We start from the raw sequence: 17,492 nt of genomic DNA on the forward strand, positions 1-17,492 counted from the left end.
AGATGGAGGGGTTTACATGAAAGGGAATACGAACCGTCCGGTCTATTCATTCGCCCAGCACACCCGCCTGACCGCTAGAACAACGCTGTTGGCCGCCCTCACGGTGGCGCTGGCCTGCACCGCTTCGGCCCAAAACAACACCGTGAACACGTTGCAACTGAACCGCCTGCAACTGCAACCCATCACCATTCAGAATCAGCAATTGTCGCGGCTGCAACTCGATCCCGCCTTGTTTCAAAAGACTTTGCAGGCTCCCAACGTGTTCCAGTTCAATCTGGACGAGTTGCCCGCCCGGATTCAGGCCCGCGACGCCAACATTCGCAGCAGCCTCGCGCTGACCAACCAGTTGGCAAACGTGGCCGACTTGCGCTCCGATATTGCCCGGATGACCCTCAAACTGCCCGCCGGACTGACCGTGCCCGCCATCGTGAATCTGCGCGACGGCCAGCAACAGGAAGTCATGTTGTTTGGCCGCGATACAGTGGCCCGCAGCGTGGCCGACGCCGAAGCCAAAGCCGCCGTGAACCGCTCCGAGATTCTGCGTTCGTTTGGGCTGGACGAGGGGACGCTGAGCCAGACTGCTGCGCCCGGAACTGCCGCTGTGCTGACGAATCCCGCTACGGCGCGTGTGGCTGTTACCAGCGGGGCCGCTACCCGGATCACTGCCACCACACAGCTCCAGACGACGCAGCTTCAAACCGCACAGATTCAAACTGCTCAAACCCAGATTCAGCGCCTCAACCCGGCTGGCCTGTCCTCGGCGCAACTGAAAGTCGCCACCAGCATCACCGACTTGCTGAAATTCGACAACCTCGTGCAGCCCAGCCAGCCACCCTCTCAGCCGGGGGGCGAACTCGGAGACGGCTTCACCAAAACCCCTACCGATGGCGCGTGCCGTTTTACGCCCACCAACGCGCTGTTTGGGCAGATGCGCGGCGGCAATCTGGGTTCTATCACCACCATCAAGAATCAGGGACGGCGCGGCACCTGCATGGCCTTCGGGTTCGTGAGTGCACTGGAAAGCCAGATCGCGCGGCGCATCAAGACCCGCTTTAATCTGTCGGAGCAGTACGCCTACTACTGGCTGCGCGGCGACGATGGCGTGCTGGGCGACGGCGCGGGCTGGGGCGACTACGACGACGCCGTGAATCGTAGCCGCATGATTCCCACCGAAATTCGCTGGAAGTACAACCCCAGCTACAGCCGCCAAACGCTGCCGGGGGGCGACAAACCCATCACGCAGTTCAAGAACTCCTGTACCAATTACGCCGATCAGGCGTGCAGCGACACCACCGCGCAGGCGCAACTGGTCTGTCAGGGCAGCACCAACAACTGTGCATGGAAGCCCGAATGGGAAATTCAGGAAAACGCCGCCTTCAATTTCCGGCCCACCAAAGGCAACGAAGTCTGGCACTCGCTGGGCACGCTGCCCTTTAATTCCACGCAAGTCACCCGCGAATACCGCCGCCTGATGATGAAAAAGATGCTGGATAGGGGAGACCAACTCGTTCTGGGCTTCGGCGTAGACGCGGCCTTCGACTCCATCGGCGCGGCGGGCACGCCCAACATGAACCTGATCGGCCAAAACTACCGGGGCGGCCACGCGGTTCACTTGGTGGGCTACGTGAACACGGGCAGCGTGACCATCAATAACGTCAAGCTCGCCAATTTCATCAACCTCGGCAACATGACCTTTCCCACCGGCGTCTGGATCATCAAGAACTCTTGGGGCTGCGGCTTCGGCGACGGCGGCTACGCCTACCTGCCCGATTCGTTCCTAGACCAAGAAACCAACGGCGTGTACAACCTGCCCAACAACGCCGTGACTTCGGATATGAGCAGCTTCTAGTTTCAGCAAGGGTTTTGCTCGGCAGCCGGAAACGTATGGGAAGCGTTTCCGGCTGGCTTTGTTGGGGGTGGGAGGGCGGTTTAAAGGTCTAGGGTCTAAGGAAGGTCAAGGGCAACCCGGTGCTCCCGAATTGCTATGCCTGCCCGCCCAATTCTCGCACCACCGTCGCCGCGTGCGTGACCCGCACATGGGCGAGGGTGTTTTCGAGCCTCAGCAGGCCGCCCGCCTCGTGAATCAGCAGTTCTTGGCTGCCGAGTTGCACGGTGTAGCTGGCATCGCGGCCCCGAAATTCGCGGGAAAGAATCCGCACTTCTACGCCTTCCGTGTCGCTGCAAAAGGCCAGATGTTCGGCCCGGATGCTGAGCAGCACGGAGCCGGAAGCGGTCTGCATCAGTGGCAGCACGCCCAGCGCGGTACGGGCACTTGTTCCCGAGGCCATACCCGACACGAGGTTGCTGCGCCCCAAAAAGTTGGCGACGAACGCAGTCCGGGGGGCCGCGTACACGTCCTGCGGCGTACCGATTTGCTCTATTTGGCCGGCGCGCATCAGCACAAGGCGGTCACTGAAGGCCAGCGCCTCTTCCTGATCGTGCGTGACCAGAATGGCGGTGGTATTGCTCTGGCGCAAAATGGCCCGGACTTCTTGGCGGGTAGAGTGACGCAGTTGGGCGTCCAGATTGGAAAAGGGCTCATCCAGCAACAGCAGGGCGGGGCGGGGAGCCAGTGCACGGGCCAAGGCTACCCGCTGTTGCTGCCCGCCGCTCAGTTGATGCGGCATCCGCGAGGCGAACACGGTGAGGCCCACCAAAGCCAGCGTCTCCTGAGCGCGGGACAGGCGTTGGGTGCGTGGCAAGTGGCGCAGGCCGAACAGCACGTTGCCCAACACGTTCAGGTGAGGAAACAGCGCGTAATCCTGGAACACGAGGCCCACGCCCCGGCGCTCGGGCGGCACGAACGGCGTGGTCATAGAGCGGCCCAGAATTTGAATGCTGCCGCTGTCGGGCTGCTCCAGTCCGGCGATCAGGCGCAGGGTGGTGGTTTTGCCGCAGCCGCTTGGCCCCAGCAGCGTCAGCAGTTCTCCGGCCCGCACCTCCAGCGACAAGCCGCCCACCACCGGGGGCAGTCCCGGCGCGTATCGTTTGGTCAGATCGGTGAGGGTGAGGGGGCCGTGCTGCGCGGCGGGCATGGGCCGAACGGGTTCCAGGGTGGCAGTCATAGCGGGGTTCCTTGCGTGGTGTCAGTTTGAGGGGCAGGGGCAACTTGAGGCAGGCGGCGCGGCGAAGTCTGTTCGCCCTGCGGCTCTGCCTTGCCTGTTTCTGCCCTGCCTGTTTCGCGGCGCAAAATGAGCAAGGTCAGCAGCGCCCCACTGAGCGCCAACGCCAGCGCGTAGGGAGCGGCGGCGGCGTACTGGGCCTCTTCGGTGTACGTCCAGACATTGCGGGCCAACGTATCGAACCCGGTGGGCGAGAGCAGCAGCGTCAGCGGCAATTCCTTGAGGACACTCAGGAACACGAAGGCCGCGCTGACCCACAGCCCCGGACGAATCAGCGGCAGCGTGACCCGCGTCAGCGCCCGCAGCGGCGACAGCCCCAGCACCCGCGCCGCTTCCTCCAGCCGGGGGGTGGCTTTGGTCAGGCTGGTGCGAATCGGGCCGACCGCCTCGGCCACAAAATGCAGCGTGTAGGCCGCAATGAGGAGCGGAAGGGTTTGGTACAGGCTGGGCGTGACCTGCAACGAAAAGAACACGAGGGCCAGCGCAAACGCCAGCGGCGGCGTGGCATACCCCAAATACGCGGCCCGCTCGGTCAGGCGTGCCCAGCGGCTGTGCTGCCCATAGCGGCTGCCGATGTAGGCCAGCGGAAAGGCCAGCAGCGTGGTGGTCACGGCGGCCAACGCTGCGGCTCCCAGCGCGGTCTGGGCGGCCACCCATAAGTCGGCCAAAGCTGCGGGATTAAAGTCGCGGGTGAGCCAAAACAGCACCGTGCCCAGCGGCACCACCAACGCCGCGCCCGCCAGTGTCAGCGCAAACGCCCACGCCGGAACAACCGCCCAGCCCAGCCGCACCGTACCGGGTTGCCGGGCCCCGCCCGGAGACACCCGCGACAAGGACACGCCGCGCATCAGGCGGGCTTCCAGCCACAGCACGAAGGCGGTAAGCAGCAGCAGCAGCAGCGCCAGCCACGCCGAATACACGCGGTCATAGGCGGCGGTGTACTGCTGATAAATGGCCGCGCTGAACGTGGGATAGCGCATCAGGCTGACCACGCTGAAGTCGCCCAGCACGTGCAGCCCGGTCAGGAGTGCCCCCGACAGCCACGCGGGGCGCAGGTGCGGCACGGTCACGGCCCAAAAAGTTTGCCACGGCGTGCGCCCCAGCAGCCGCGCCGCTTCTTCCAGCGCCGGGTCTTGTGCCCGCAGCGCCGCATGCAGGTTCAAAAACAGGTACGGAAAGGTAAACAGCGTCAGCACGCCCAGTACCCCCCAAAATCCGCTCGGCCCCGGCCAGTTGATGCCGGTCAGGGCCTGAATCGTGCCGCCGAATCCGCTGGCAGCAATCAGAGCGTATGCACCCACGTACCCCGGAATTGCCAGCGGCAGCACACCCAGCAGCAACAGCAAGCGCCGGGGCCGAAAATCAGTGCGGGTGGCGAGGAAGGCCAATGGCAAGGCGACGGCTGTAGTGCAGGCCAGCACCGCCGCCGTAAGGCCCAATGTATTGCCCGCCAGTTCCAGATTGCGCGTGCGGAACACGATTTCGCGCAGTTCGCTTGCCTCTGCCCCAAACGCCCGCAGCACCAAGTAGGCCAGCGGCAACAATACGCCCAGCACCGTAAATACGGCGGGCAGCAGCAGCAACAAGGGCGGGCGGCGGGAAGTCACAGGGATTTAAGCTATCAGAGCGGGTTAGTCGGGAATGGGGGCGGGATGTCCCGCTGAACCGGGGAATACGGAGGGCGGCCCTGTCCTTAAAAGAAGACAGAGCCGCGCGTAATTTATTGATCCCTACTTGGCTCAGCAACGTTCAAGAGGAACGCGAAAGCACTTGTCCTCCCCTTGAGGGGGGGCGTTGCGGCAGCAACGGGGGGGTTGAGCCAGCGAGCATTGAAGGTGTCGCCAATCTAGGCACGAATCAATAAAGGATGGGGTGGCAGTCTTTCCTACAAACCACCACCCACAACCTTTACAGCAGTCCGGCGTCGCGCAACAGTTTTTGCGCCTTCTCGATGTTCTTGGGCAGCACGGTAGGATCAATCCGGGGGCTGCGCTTGATGATGTCGGCGTAGGGCAGCATGGTGGTGGGCTGCAAAATGTTGCCGATCACGGGGTATTCGAAGTTCACGCTCAGGAAGAAGGTCTGGGCATCTTTGGCCACCAGTGCTTGAAGCAGGCGCACGGCGGCCCGCTGGTTCTTGCTGGTCTTCAGGATGGCCGCGCCCGTCGCGTTGCCGAGGTTACCGATATCACCGTTCTTGAAGAAGTAGGTTTCGATGGGGTAGCTCAGGCGGTTGACGCGCTGGATGTAGTAGTGGTTGGTGAGGGCCACGTCGATTTCTCCGGCCCGCATCGCTTCCAGCATGCCCACGTTGCTGGTTTTGTAGTCTTTGGGTTGCAGCGCCTTCATGCCCTCGATCCACGTTTTGGTCGTCGCTTCGCCGTATTTGGAAATCATGGCCGCCAAAAAGTCCTGAAAGCTGGGGTAGCTGACCGTCCAGCCGATGCGTCCCTTGAGGCTGGTCATCTTGGGCAAGTCCAGCACACTGTCGGGGAGGTCGGCGGGCTTGATTTTAGCCGTGTTGTAGGCCAGTGTCCGGAAGCGGACGGTGGTGGGCAGCCAAGTGCGCGTGTCGGGCAAGTAGTCGTCCGATACGTTGCGGGTCAGCGCCGTGCCCAGTTTCACAAACTTTCCGTCTTCGGCCAACTCGCCCAGTGCGCCCACCGAGTTGCCCCAGTACACGTCGGCGGGGCTGCGTGCGCCCTCTTCCCGAATGGCGGCTACCAGTTGCGCGTCGGTGCCGTAGCGCACATTCACCTTGATGCCTGTCTGCTTCTCAAACTGCTGCACGACTGGGTCGACAAAGGTTTTGGCGCGGCCCGAGTACACGGTCAGGCTGGTGTTGGTCTGGGCAACGCTGGTTCCGGCCAGCAGCAGGGCGGTGGTGGCAATCAGGGCAAGCTTCATGGCCTAATCCTAAGTAAAACAGTCGGATTAATAAGGGATGAATGTCCCGAACAGGGAATGTGGGATTTGGGGACGGCAAATCTGGTGTGGCTTCTCTCTTTCCTATATGCCCATTTACCGCTTTTCCAACGCCAGCCCTACTAGTCGCGTCACCAATTCGCTGTAGCTGATGCCCCCTGCCTCGAACAATTTGGGATACATGGACGTGGTGGTAAATCCGGGCATGGTGTTCACTTCGTTCAGCAACAACTCGCCCGTTTCCTCCACATAGAAGAAGTCCACACGGGCCAATCCTGCACAGTCCAGCGCCCGGAATGCAGTCAGGGCGATCTCACGCACCCGCTCCGATACAGCCCCCGGCAGCGGTGCAGGAATGTGCATGGTGGCGCGGCCCTCGGTGTATTTGGTGTCGTAGTCGTAAAAATCGGCGTCGAATTGCAGTTCTCCCACTGGGCTAGCAATCGGCGTATCGTTGCCCAAAATGCCCACTTCTACCTCACGCGGCTTGTGGGTGGTCATGGCTTCCAAAATCACGCGGCGGTCTAGGCCAAAGGCCAAATCCAGCGCCGCAGCCAGCTCTCCCGCACTGCTCACTTTGCTGATGCCCACGCTGGAGCCGAGATTGGCGGGCTTGACGAACAGGGGAAAGCCGAGATTGGAGGCCCGCACCCGCACCGCGTCAGGCGTGCTGCGCCATTCGTGCCGCAGGGCCAGTGCCCACGCTACTTGCGGCACTCCCGCCGAGGCCAGCACCTGTTTGGTCATCACTTTGTCCATGCTCACCGCCGACCCCAGTACGCCGCTGCCCACAAACGGAATTCCGGCCAGAGTCAGCAACCCCTGAATCGTGCCGTCTTCGCCCATCGGGCCGTGCAGCAGCGGAAATACGGCGTCGTAGCCTTCGGCACTGGCGGCGCGGTGCAAGACCAGATCGCCGCCGTGAGCGCTGACGCCCGATTCGAGGGCGCGGGCCGTGTCGGTGGGAGGCAGCCAGCGCCCCTGCTTGCTGATCACCACAGGCGTCACGTCGAATTGATCGCGGGGCAGCGCGGCCAGTACGCTTTTCGCACTCATCAAGCTCACTTCATGTTCCCCGGATTGACCGCCTGCCAGCAGCAAAATGCGCTTTTTCACGGGTCGCAGTATGACACGGCGCGTTCCCGATGAGTGGATGGCGGCAGATGTGCAACTTACACACGGCACTCCCCGAAAAAAGCTGTGCGGCACGCCAAGATTTACTTTTCCTTCAGATGAAACATCCTGTAAGACCTCACACATCCGCCACTTGGCCTACGCTATGATGCCGCACGACATACCCCCACACCGGTGTTTGGAACAGATCGTTTGACCGCTCCTACTGGAGTTGTTCTGTACCAACCCACTGCCTTTCAGGAGGCCCAATGAAGAAACTAGCAATCCTTAGCACCCTGCTCATTGCCAGCACCGCTTTCGCCGCTGCCCCCAAGGACACCTTCGTGTACCAGAGCAGCTCCGACATCCCCACCCTCGATCCCGGCGTCACCTACGACACGGCTTCCGGTGCCATCGTCGAAAACCTCTACGAAACCTTGCTGACCTACAAAGGGGCCAGCCTGACCCAACTGGAGCCTTTGCTGTCTACCAAGTGGACGATCAGCAACGGCGGCAAAACCTACGCCTTCGACCTCCGCAAGAACGTGAAGTTCCATAGCGGCAACGCGATGGTCTGCGCCGATGCCGAGTACTCCTTCGAGCGCAACTTGGTCACCAACAGCGCCGAGTCCGGCAACTGGTTCATCAGCGAGTCGCTGCTGGGCACGCAGGCCAACGCCAACGACGACAAGACCATCACTTGGGCACGCATCGACAAGGCCGTGGAGTGCAACAGCGCCGGACAACTGGTGTTCACGTTGCCCAACGTCGATCCTGCCTTCCTTGCCAAGCTGGCCTACACGGGCCAGAGCATCGTGGACAGCAAGCAGGCCGTGAAGCTGGGCGAGTGGAGCGGCAAGGAAGCCGACTGGAAGACTTGGGTCGGCAAAGACCTGACCGACAGCGCCCTGAACAAAGCCCCGAGCGGCACCGGCGCGTACAAGTTCGTGCGCCGCGACGCCAACACCTTCCTTGCTGTGGCCTTCGACGGCTACTGGGGCAAGAAGCCTGCCATCAAGAACATCATCATCCAGAAGGTGCCTGAGCTTGCGGCCCGTCAGCAGGCCTTCCTGCGCGGCGACGCCGACCTGATCGACGGCGCTGGACGTGCCGTGGACGAAGTGCAGCTGAAAGGCAAGTCCGGCGTGGTGTGGGTCGACGACCTGCCCAACACGGCTGCGGGCGCTTTGTTCCTGAACCAGAAAATCGGTGATCCCAAGTTGCTGGGCAGCGGCAAGCTGGACGGCAAGGGCATTCCTGCCAACTTCTTCAGCGACGTGAACGTGCGCCGCGCCTTCAGCTACGCTTTCAACTACCAGCAGTACATTACCGACGTGCAGAAGGGCAAGGGCAAACAGCGCACCATGTTGCTTCCCGACACCTTCCCCGGCTACAACGCCAAAGTGAAGACCTACAAGTACGACGCGGCGCAGGCCAAAGCGTACTTCCAGAAGGCCTTCGGCGGACAGGTCTGGAAGAACGGCTTCACCCTGACGGCCAACTACCGCGCTTCCAGCGTGCCCGGACAGACCCAGATGGAAATCCTGAAGCGCAACGTCGAAGCCCTGAACCCCAAGTTCAAGATCAACATTCAGGAAAAGCAGTGGAGCGAAATGCTGGCCGACTCCAAGAGCGGCAAGGAAGCCCTGATCTCGCTGGCATGGGCACCTGACTACGCCGATCCTGATAACTTCATGTACACCTTCTACGCCAGCGACGGCTTTTACAGCCCCCGCGTGAACTGGAACAACGCCCAAGCCGACAAGTGGCTGAAGGCTGCCCGCCAGACCGTGAACCCCGCCGAGCGCAACCGCCTCTACAGCCTCGTCGGCAACCTCGCCTACGAGCAGGCTCCCTTCGTCCTGATTCCTGCGGGCGTGAACTACAGCTTCTTCCGCGATAACCTCGTGGGCGCAAGCAAGGCCAACTACAACCCGATGGTCTCGTTCCTGCTGGGCACTGCTTGGAAGGACTTGAGCAAGAAATAACCCTCTGAGGTGAGGGCGGGGCGGCCCCAGTGCGTGGGCCGCCCTGCCTCTTTTGTTTCGGAGTGGGCTATCCCTGCACCTAACTCCTGTGCCTGCTTTGGGGAACTCACATCCGCTTTGGGGCGCTGAGGAGTAAAGATTCTCAGATCAGGCCACGTTTGTCTCTGAGGCTGTATCGGCCTGTGCTTGGCGAGTTGTTGTAGATTCGCTGTCGATTTGCGCGACTTGGCCTGCGTGACCGGTTCCGGCTGTGTGGCCGAACTGTCCGCTCCATCTTTCCTCCACCTTCCTTCCACCCTATCTTCCCTCCATACAGAGGCCCCCGCTATGCTGAAGCTTCCATGTTGACTTTCATCATCCGCCGTCTCCTTCAGGTTCCAGTGGTCATGCTGGTGCTGTCTATCCTGATCGTGGGCCTGACCCAACTGCTGACCCCACAGCAGCGGGCCGCCCCCTATATCCGCAGTGACCAACAATCGGCCCGCTTAGAACAGATCATCCGGGAACGCGGCCTAGACCAACCCTTCCCGATTCAGTACGCCAAGTGGCTCGGCAAGACCCTTCAGGGTGATTTGGGTTATTCCACGGCCAGCAGTAAAGACGTGATTCCCACCATTCAGGAGCGCCTACCCAACACCATCGAACTGACCCTCGTGACCGCGCTGCCCATCTTGCTGATCGGGATTTGGCTGGGCACACTCAGCGCCCTGAACAAAGATAAAGCCATCGACCAGATTTTGCGGGTGCTGACTATCGTGGGCTACAGCCTGCCTACATTTGTGCTGGGCATCGTACTTCTGGCGGTGTTTTACGGTTATCTGGGCTGGCTGCCGGGCGCAGGACAACTCAATATCATCAACGAAATCAGCAAGGGCGACCTCACGCGCTACACCGGGCTACTGAGCCTAGACGCCGCCCTCAATGGCCGCTGGGATGTGGCGTGGGACGTGTTGCAGCATATGTTCCTGCCCGCTCTGACGCTTACTATCGTCAGCGTGACCACCATCATCAAGGTGATGAGAAACAACATGCTGGAAGCTCTGACCAGCGATTACGTGCGGACGGCCCGTGCCAAAGGCCTCTCTAGCCGCGTGGTCAACAACAAGCACGCCCGCCGCAACGCCCTGCTCAGTATCGTCACGCTGGGCGGCTTTCTCATCATCGGCCTGATGTCGGGGTCTCTGATCACCGAAACCATCTTCGCCTACCCCGGTGTGGGCCAGTGGGTTGTGCAGGCCGCCCTACGCTTTGACCTGTCGGCGGTGCTGGGCTTCGCGCTGCTGTCGGCGCTCATCGTGGTTCTGGTCAGCACCGTTGTCGATATTTTGTACGGCGTGGTCGATCCCCGCGTGAGGTTTGACTGATATGACGACCATTCCTACCCTGACCAACCCCACCGCTGGCCGCAGCAAATGGCAACTGTTCTGGACGGGGCCAGCCGTTCGCAAGCTACGCCGTAACCCGCTAGCCATCACAGGCCTCGTCATCACCCTGATGTTTAGCCTGATCGCCTTGTTTGCACCCCTGATCGCCAAACCCAGCGGCGACTGCCTGCGTGACCTGAACATCACCAGTGCCAATCAGGTGTACAACCCGGCGAGCGGGGCCTTCTGGCGCTCTATTTTCGTTCCGCCCAAAACCTGCTACAAAACCGAGCGCCTGTCGTTTGCCCAGCAACCTACCGTTCCGGATGCAGCGGCCCCCTTTGGAACCGTCAACGGCTACAACATCTTCTACGGCCTGATCTGGGGCACGCGCACGGCGCTGAAAATGTCGTTCATCATCGTGGCGATCACATTGACGGTGGGCATCGTCATCGGGGCCATCAGCGGCTATTACGGCGGCTGGGTCGACAATCTGATTCAGCGGTTTATCGACGTACTGTTTGCGCTGCCGTCCTTGATTCTGACGGTGGTCATCTTGACCATCTTGCGGGCCGGAAATCCGGGCGGCGATCCGACGGTCCCCATTATCGTGTCGTTCTGTATCGCGGGCTGGGCCGGGTACGCCCGTGTGGTACGCGGCGACGTGCTGCGAACCCGTCAACTGGAATACGTAGACGCCGCCCGCAGCATGGGCGCACGCGATATGCGCCTGATTTTGCAACATGTGGTGCCCAACAGCGTCGCCAGCGTCCTCACATTGGCGGTGCTGGACTTGGCAACGGTGCCCCTCAGTGTCGCGGCGCTGTCGTTCCTCGGCCTCGGCTTCGAGAGCGGCTACGCAGAATGGGGCCAGCTCGTGGAATTTTCCCGCGCTTGGTTGAAGCCTGAATACTGGTACGTGCTGGCGTATCCCGCCGCGTTCATCATCACCTTCAGCCTCGCCTTCAACCTCTTTGGTGACGGCCTGCGCGACGCCCTTGATCCCAAGAGCCGCTGAGTCGTTCCTCGTCTGAACACCAGACAAATCCGCCCCCGCTTGTCATGTTGACGGCGGGGGCGTTGTGTTGGTACGGGGTTTATTGCTCAGAGTTTGATTGCCCATCCGCAGCCGATCCCATCCACCCCGCGATGAGTCGCCACGCCAACGCGTACAGCACGGCGGCCAGCACCCACAGGCCCGCCGTAACAGCAGGTTGCGAGAAGGTGGCACAGCCGATCAGAAACGGTACGGCGGGGGCAGTTCCGGCCTGCATTGCGGCGCTGAGGGCGGTACGGCGCGGGGGCAGCAAAGGATCACGGGCGGCGCGGCGGGCCAGATACAGCGCGGCGCAGGCCAGCAGCAGCGCCACTGCCACCATGCCCACGATTCCGGCAGGCGGGGTGGCAGTGGGCCGCGTGAGCAGATACAGCGCCCCCAGTGGCAGCCCCGGCGCGGCCAACACCGCAAAGGCCAACGCATAAGCGCGGCGGGCGGCCCGCAGCATGTCGGCCCCTTGCCCGCTGCTGAGGTCTTGGGCCAAAGCTTTCAGCATCAGGGTGTGTGCGGTACGGGGTTGAGGAGCTGCACGGTGGCGGGCAGGCCGTCCACTTCCACCTCTATGCCGTCTGCCACTTCCTTACGCAGCCGCACCAAGCTGAAACCGCCTGCATTCAGGCCCGTTTGCCCCACCACCTTGCCGCTGTGCAGAATGTCTGCGCCGCGTGGCAAGCTTTCGCCCTCTAGTCTTGCCAAGTGGTAGCGCGTGTTGCCGCGAGCTTCCAGCCTCGCCATAATTTCTTGGCCCACATAACAGCCTTTGCGGTAGCTGATGGCAGGCAGCGGGCCGCCCACATCCAGCCCGACTTCTTGCGGCAGCGTGCCCGAAAAACCGTCGCGGGCAATATCGGGAATGCCAGCGGCGATCCGGGCGGCGTCCAGTCCGGCCAACGGGGTTTCCTCGCCGTCCAGTGCGGCCAGCACCGCCGCCTCATGCCGGGTGAGGTAATGCAAATCGAGGCCCGCCGCGCCTGTGCGGTTCACGCGGCCTATCAGCACCACGCCGCCTCCCAGTTCAAAGGTTTGCACGTCCGGGCCTACCGCATTCCAACCGTCTACAGCTGCCCCCGGCCACACATGCACGCACCGCAAGTCCTCCGACACGTCCTTCACTTCCACCTGATCGAAAATAATGTAGCGCTTTAAGCGGGCGGCCAAGGCTTCCGCCTGTTCTGTATCCACGTGCAAATACACGTCGTCGGTGCGGCGGTAGGCCCGCGCAAAGGTTTCGATTTGGCCGCGCACATTCAGAAAGGTGCAGGCCACCAGCCCCGGCGTAGGTGCGCCGCGCAGGTCGCCCGTCATCTGGCCCTGCACAAAATCAACCCGGTCTGCCCCGGTAATCCGCAGTCCGCCAGAAGGAATCTTTGTCCACATGGGAGTTAGGGTAGGGCAAAAAGGGGAAGTGGATAGTGGTGGGTGGGTGTGCTGTTATTGAATCCTGCAGAGCTCATCACCGTCTGATGGTTTTTGATCTTGGTCAGGCTTCAGAGTTGACGATTCTGGGCGAACCCCCCAGTCTGCTCTCCTTCGGAGCTGTGCCAGTTCGTAGCCAGCCCCCTCAAGGGGAGCGCAACAGCACTTGTCCTCCCCTTTAAGGGGGGGCGTTGCGCCAGCAACGGGGGGGTTCACCTTTCACCTCAGTCGCCTCAAAGTCTTGCCAAGCGAGTCAAAAATCAATAACGCCGCACGCCCTTAGACCCTAGACTTTTAGACCAGTCTTCTCAGTCGCTGGCAACAGCCAATTCCTGCCCCGCCCGTTGCCGCCCTGCCAATTCCCGCTGCGCTTCCCGCGTCAGGTGCCAGCGGTACAGATCGGCGCTGGCTTCGCGTAGCAGGGCGTCGGCGTAGGGCAAGGCGGCGCGGCGGCCCTCTAGGTTGCGGTTCACCACTGCTGTCAAGTCGTCAAGATTACTCAGGTGTGCGCCCGGCACGTCGGCAATATCGGGCGACAGGATGCGCGGCACGCTGATGTCTATGAGGAGCATGGGGCGGCCCTGCCGGTCTTGCAATGCCTCGCGCACGCCGCTGCCGTGCAGCACATAATGCGGGGCGCTGCTGGAGGCAATGACCACATCGGCCTCGGGCAAGACTTCGTGTAGGTATTCGGCGGCACAGGCCCGGCCCCCCACCCGCTCAGCCAGTGCGCGGGCGCGTTCGGCGGTGCGGTTCACCACGATCACGTCTTTTACTCCGGCGGCCCGCAGGTGCGTCAGGGTCAGCTCGGCGGTTTCGCCTGCACCCAAGATCAGGGCGGTGCGGTGCGTCAAGTCGCCCAGCGTGGCTTCGGCCAGTTCTACAGCGGCGCTCGACACGCTTACCACACGGTCAGACAAGCCCGTATCGGTACGGACGCGCTTGCCTGCGGCCAAAGCTCCCTGCGCCACTTTGTTCATCAGCGTTCCGGCCAAGCCCTGCGCATGGGCGGCCTGCCAAGCCCGTTTCACTTGGCCCTGAATCTGGGTTTCTCCGATGACCAAGCTGTCGAGGCCCGCCGCCACCCGGTACAGATGGGCCACCGCTTCTTCGCCCCGGTACACGTACAAATGAGAGGCCAGCGCATGTCCCCAAGCGCCCTCGAAGGCGGCCACCGGGTCGCCCAGCACTCCGGCAAGGTAGACCTCGGTGCGGTTGCAGGTCGCCAGCAACATCACTTCGCGGGCGTGCAGCGACAAGTGGCCCAGAATTGCCTCTTCCTCGGAGGCCCGCACCGCTGCCCGTTCACGCACTTCTATGGGCGCAGTCTGGTGATTCAGGCCTACCACTGCAAAATCCAGCGGCGTGGGGTGCGGCGCGTGTGGCTGCGCCAACAATGCGCGGGCGGTGGGGCAAGCCAGCGTCATGCGGCTCCCCGATCTTGCAAACCCACGCCAGCCCGAATCTCGGCCCGCAACTCGGCCAACGCTGCGGCTTTGGCGTCGGGCTTCAACGTCACGGCTTCTTCGCGCCGCGCCGTCCAGCCGTCAAGCTGTGCCTGTGTGGGCAACAGTTCCGCGATTCGTTCCGTCAAGGCTTGCGTCAGCATCGGCAATTCGCGCCCGCTGGACACCGCCACCTGCACACCTGCCCGCGTGGTGGTGGCCGCAAACCTCAGCGAGCCTTGCCCCGCGTTGCCTGCGTGGTTGACCAGTGCGCCTGCGTCCCGCGCATCGGCTGTTACGGCGTCGTTCACGGCTGGGCTATCGGTGGCGGCCACCACGACTCGCTGCCCCGCCGAGTCGCTGGCGTGATAAGCGCGTTGCGCGGTCTGCACGCTCATCTTGGCAAAGTCGGGGTGAAGTTCGGGCGCAACTACCGTCACGTTCAGGCCCGCTTCGAGCAACGTTGCTACCCGGCGCAGGGCCACCGCGCCGCCACCCACCACCAAAGCAGATTCTCCTTGCAGGTCTAGAAACACAGGCAGCAGCACACTCACGCTGTGCAGAATAGCGCCTGTGGCCGGGGCAGGCGTCCCCTACCGAGCGGTAAGCCTGTGCCGGAATAGAGTCGATCTGGACAGCATTCGAGTCTCATTCGTCGTCCCGCGTCAGCAACCTTTTCCGCCGCCTCCGCGTAGTGGCCTCTATGAGAGTCCTGTCTTTGATCTTCGGCATTCTGGCCGCGCTGGGTTTACTTTTAGGTTTATTGCCCTTTTTCGGCTGGCTAAACTGGCTATTCGTGTTGCCGCCCGCCGTGCTGGGTCTGATCTTCGGGGCGCTGGGCCGAGACCGGGGAGCCGTGACCCTCAGTGCAGTGGTGGCCGCCATCGGCGTACTGCGCCTGATGCTGGGCGGCGGGGTGCTGTAACCGCGCAGTAGGCCAATCGGCAGAGCAGTTCTACCCTTGCACGTCCGGCCTTCCTCTGGTACTCTGCGTGGGCCTGTTTGCGCCCCTGCGTAAGCGGCAGCACGCTTGATGGGTTCTTAGCTCAGTTGGTAGAGCATCGGTCTCCAAAACCGAGGGTCGTAGGTTCAAGTCCTGCAGGGCCCGCCATCACAGAAGTTTCACAGCAAACACCCCCCGCCTTCAGCACAGGGCGGGGGGTGTTTGCTGCCGATCTCCTAACTATGCGACGGCTCCAGCGCGTCCCTCAGCCACATCTGAAATTCGGGCAGGGCGCGGTCAAAGGGCAGAGCGATGATTTCCGGCACTTCGTAGGGGTGCAGCGACTTGATGCGGGCTTCGAGTTCGGGGTACCTCTCCCCAGTGGTTTTGATCATCAGCAGGGTCTCGGGGTCTTCCACCACGTCGCCCTGCCAGCGGTACACGCTATGAAGGCCGCCCACCACGTTGACGCACCCGGCGAGGCGCTCGGCAACCAAGGTGCGGGCCAGTTCATGTGCGCGTTCGGGGGGAACAGTTACCAGAACGACAAGTGACATACGCCGGTCAGCATACGCCGCCGTTAGGGGGGAGGCAGTGAGGAAATGCACCGAGGTGTGCAGTTTCTTACAGTTTCATGACCTATGGTTCAGCTTAAGCAGCAATTTGCAGGTTTCTGCAGACAGTCCGGTTAGGGTAAACGGCGTGCGGTGCAGTTGTCACTGTAGGTTCCCGCGGCGGTGGGGGAAACCACGACGGTTTCTTTGGCCCCCACGAAGCCCTGACAGCGGGCCAACTGCTCTAGGTAACTGGGATCGCTGGCCGAGCGTGCGGCGTCTTGCAGCACCTTCACGTCACTTTCTAGGCCGCGCACCCGGCTCTGGGTGGCGTTGGTTTCCTGCGTCCAAGTGGTGGTGCGGTAGGCGATCAGACCCAACTGGAAGCTCAGTTGCACGATGCCGAGGCCCGCCAGCAGGCTTGCCAGCATCAGTGTGACGGGCAAACGCTGTACAGAGCGCCAACGGGACGCGAGTGTGCGGCGGCGCGGCGGGACAGGGATGGTATCGGTCTCCAGCGCCGTGCTGTCGTCGTCAGGCAGGGTGGGCACAAACTGCTCAGGCTCCACCTGTTCCGGCGCGGGTGTGGGGGGCGTGGGGGGCGGCGCGGCGTCCATATCTTGCCCGCCAGCATAGCGTGCCAGCAGTGAGAAACAGCAGCAAGAAACAGAGGCTTATGCGGCGGTAGAGCAGGCCCCGTGCCCCAATCCCCGGCCTGCCTGTCAGACTAGGGGGCATGACGGCACACCAGACCACGCAGCACAGCCAGACCGGGCGCGGTGATCCCTTTTCGCGGCCCAGTGGCATAGCCCCCGATTGGGCGCGGGCGCACCGAGCCGGAATCCAGATGCGCTACGGCGACATAGACACGATGGGCCACCTCAACAACGCTGTATACGTACAGTATCTAGAGACCTCGCGCATTTTGCTGATGCGGGATCTGGGCGTGCCCGACGATGAAGACCGTTCGGTGATTGCGCGGCTGGAACTGGACTACCAACGCGAAATTCGGCTGGGCCAAGACGTGTTCGTAGAAACGCTGGTAGAACGGCTGGGCAATACGTCGTGGACGCTGCTGTCCCGCGTGACCGCCGACGGCGTGCCCTGCACCTACGCCCGCACAGTGCAGGTGCGGGTAGACACGGCGCTGAAGCCTACGCCGCTGCCCGCCGTGCTGCGCGAACAGTTGGGCAAGTTGCTGGCCTTCCCCGCACAGACTCAGCCCCCAGAGATGCAGCCATGACCGCTGCCAGCTATGAGGACCGCGTGATGTATCAGGGCGACGTGTGGGTGCGCCTCGACACCCTGCCGCGCCTGTTGGCCGAAGGGTGGCGGCGTACTTTATCGGACGGTGGCGTGGTCAGCGTGATTCGCACGCCGTTTCAGTGGGCGATGGTCAGCCCGGTCATAGAAATCGAAACGGGAGGCTATATGGGCGACGTGGGCCTGTACGTGCCCGAAGTGATGCTGGAAGAGGCGCTGGAGTTGCTGGGCGCGAATTCGGAAGACGGAGAAGACGTGCAGGAATAGACGGGGAGTTCATGTCACTCGGGAAGCCGGGATAC

General features: G+C 62.4%; 17 protein-coding genes and 1 tRNA gene. 8 read left to right on the plus strand and 10 right to left on the minus strand.

All coding sequences use genetic code 11. From position 1 onward, the window contains the following. Positions 1 to 16: 16 nt before the first annotated feature. The gene (locus E7T06_RS08715; protein WP_136365452.1) at positions 17 to 1,849 is read left to right on the plus strand and encodes a C1 family peptidase; all 1,833 of its coding nucleotides are present in this window, start codon (positions 17 to 19) and stop codon (positions 1,847 to 1,849) included. A 133-nt stretch (positions 1,850 to 1,982) separates the two neighbouring features. Here E7T06_RS08715 and E7T06_RS08720 read toward each other — a convergent pair whose 3' ends face one another. From E7T06_RS08720 to E7T06_RS08735, 4 genes are all read right to left on the minus strand, one after another. Beyond that, the gene (locus E7T06_RS08720; protein ID WP_136365453.1) at positions 1,983 to 3,065 is read right to left on the minus strand and encodes an ABC transporter ATP-binding protein; all 1,083 of its coding nucleotides are present in this window, start codon (positions 3,063 to 3,065) and stop codon (positions 1,983 to 1,985) included. Then, a complete protein-coding gene (locus E7T06_RS08725; RefSeq protein WP_136365454.1) occupies positions 3,062 to 4,729 on the minus strand; it encodes an iron ABC transporter permease in 1,668 nt (555 codons plus the stop codon). The genes E7T06_RS08720 and E7T06_RS08725 overlap by 4 nt, the downstream gene beginning before the upstream one ends. Positions 4,730 to 5,030: 301 nt before the next feature. Continuing rightward, entirely contained in the window at positions 5,031 to 6,029 is a 999-nt protein-coding gene (locus tag E7T06_RS08730) for an extracellular solute-binding protein (RefSeq protein ID WP_136365455.1), read from the minus strand. Positions 6,030 to 6,143: 114 nt separating this feature from the next. Continuing rightward, the gene (locus E7T06_RS08735) at positions 6,144 to 7,163 is read right to left on the minus strand and encodes a D-alanine--D-alanine ligase family protein (RefSeq protein ID WP_136365456.1); all 1,020 of its coding nucleotides are present in this window, start codon (positions 7,161 to 7,163) and stop codon (positions 6,144 to 6,146) included. Between the two features lie 266 nt (positions 7,164 to 7,429). Between E7T06_RS08735 and E7T06_RS08740 the strand changes: the two genes are divergently transcribed. The 3 genes from E7T06_RS08740 (at position 7,430) to E7T06_RS08750 (ending at position 11,530) form a co-directional block, all read left to right on the plus strand. Next, positions 7,430 to 9,148 (plus strand): ABC transporter substrate-binding protein, encoded by a 1,719-nt coding sequence (locus E7T06_RS08740; protein ID WP_136365457.1) that lies wholly within the window; start codon positions 7,430 to 7,432, stop codon positions 9,146 to 9,148. Positions 9,149 to 9,489: 341 nt separating this feature from the next. Then, positions 9,490 to 10,512, plus strand: a complete 1,023-nt coding sequence (locus E7T06_RS08745) for an ABC transporter permease (protein WP_136365458.1) — start codon at positions 9,490 to 9,492, stop codon at positions 10,510 to 10,512. Between the two features lies 1 nt (position 10,513). Further along, positions 10,514 to 11,530 (plus strand): ABC transporter permease, encoded by a 1,017-nt coding sequence (locus tag E7T06_RS08750; RefSeq protein WP_136365459.1) that lies wholly within the window; start codon positions 10,514 to 10,516, stop codon positions 11,528 to 11,530. Between the two features lie 79 nt (positions 11,531 to 11,609). On the opposite strand, the gene E7T06_RS08755 is transcribed toward E7T06_RS08750, so the two are convergent. From E7T06_RS08755 to E7T06_RS08770, 4 genes are all read right to left on the minus strand, one after another. Then, positions 11,610 to 12,065 (minus strand): hypothetical protein, encoded by a 456-nt coding sequence (locus tag E7T06_RS08755; protein ID WP_136365460.1) that lies wholly within the window; start codon positions 12,063 to 12,065, stop codon positions 11,610 to 11,612. After that, positions 12,065 to 12,946: a folate-binding protein YgfZ gene (locus E7T06_RS08760; protein WP_136365461.1), complete on the minus strand. Its 882-nt coding sequence runs from the start codon at positions 12,944 to 12,946 to the stop codon at positions 12,065 to 12,067. The genes E7T06_RS08755 and E7T06_RS08760 overlap by 1 nt, the downstream gene beginning before the upstream one ends. Positions 12,947 to 13,293: 347 nt before the next feature. Next, a complete protein-coding gene (gene hemA, locus E7T06_RS08765) occupies positions 13,294 to 14,412 on the minus strand; it encodes a glutamyl-tRNA reductase (RefSeq protein WP_136365462.1) in 1,119 nt (372 codons plus the stop codon). Further along, the gene (locus tag E7T06_RS08770; RefSeq protein ID WP_136365463.1) at positions 14,409 to 14,984 is read right to left on the minus strand and encodes a bifunctional precorrin-2 dehydrogenase/sirohydrochlorin ferrochelatase; all 576 of its coding nucleotides are present in this window, start codon (positions 14,982 to 14,984) and stop codon (positions 14,409 to 14,411) included. The genes hemA and E7T06_RS08770 overlap by 4 nt, the downstream gene beginning before the upstream one ends. A gap of 149 nt (positions 14,985 to 15,133) precedes the next feature. Here E7T06_RS08770 and E7T06_RS08775 point away from each other — a divergent pair, with 149 nt between their 5' ends. Continuing rightward, positions 15,134 to 15,355, plus strand: a complete 222-nt coding sequence (locus tag E7T06_RS08775; RefSeq protein WP_136365464.1) for a hypothetical protein — start codon at positions 15,134 to 15,136, stop codon at positions 15,353 to 15,355. A 110-nt stretch (positions 15,356 to 15,465) separates the two neighbouring features. After that, positions 15,466 to 15,541 (plus strand) — tRNA-Trp (locus tag E7T06_RS08780). Between the two features lie 68 nt (positions 15,542 to 15,609). Here the strand turns inward: E7T06_RS08780 and cutA are convergent. Beyond that, the gene (gene cutA, locus E7T06_RS08785; RefSeq protein ID WP_136365465.1) at positions 15,610 to 15,930 is read right to left on the minus strand and encodes a divalent-cation tolerance protein CutA; all 321 of its coding nucleotides are present in this window, start codon (positions 15,928 to 15,930) and stop codon (positions 15,610 to 15,612) included. A gap of 131 nt (positions 15,931 to 16,061) precedes the next feature. Further along, positions 16,062 to 16,544 carry a cell division protein FtsB gene (locus E7T06_RS08790; RefSeq protein ID WP_240740926.1) on the minus strand — a complete coding sequence of 161 codons (483 nt, stop codon included), beginning with the start codon at positions 16,542 to 16,544 and terminating at the stop codon, positions 16,062 to 16,064. A 119-nt stretch (positions 16,545 to 16,663) separates the two neighbouring features. Between E7T06_RS08790 and E7T06_RS08795 the strand changes: the two genes are divergently transcribed. Together E7T06_RS08795 and E7T06_RS08800 are read left to right on the plus strand one after the other, a co-directional pair. Further along, a complete protein-coding gene (locus E7T06_RS08795) occupies positions 16,664 to 17,170 on the plus strand; it encodes a thioesterase family protein (RefSeq protein ID WP_136365466.1) in 507 nt (168 codons plus the stop codon). Next, entirely contained in the window at positions 17,167 to 17,457 is a 291-nt protein-coding gene (locus E7T06_RS08800) for a hypothetical protein (RefSeq protein WP_136365467.1), read from the plus strand. Before E7T06_RS08795 ends, E7T06_RS08800 begins: the two co-directional genes overlap by 4 nt. The last annotated feature ends 35 nt before the right edge of the window (positions 17,458 to 17,492 follow it).

It is taken from the genome of Deinococcus sp. Arct2-2, assembly GCF_004801315.1.
Taxonomy (GTDB): domain Bacteria; phylum Deinococcota; class Deinococci; order Deinococcales; family Deinococcaceae; genus Deinococcus.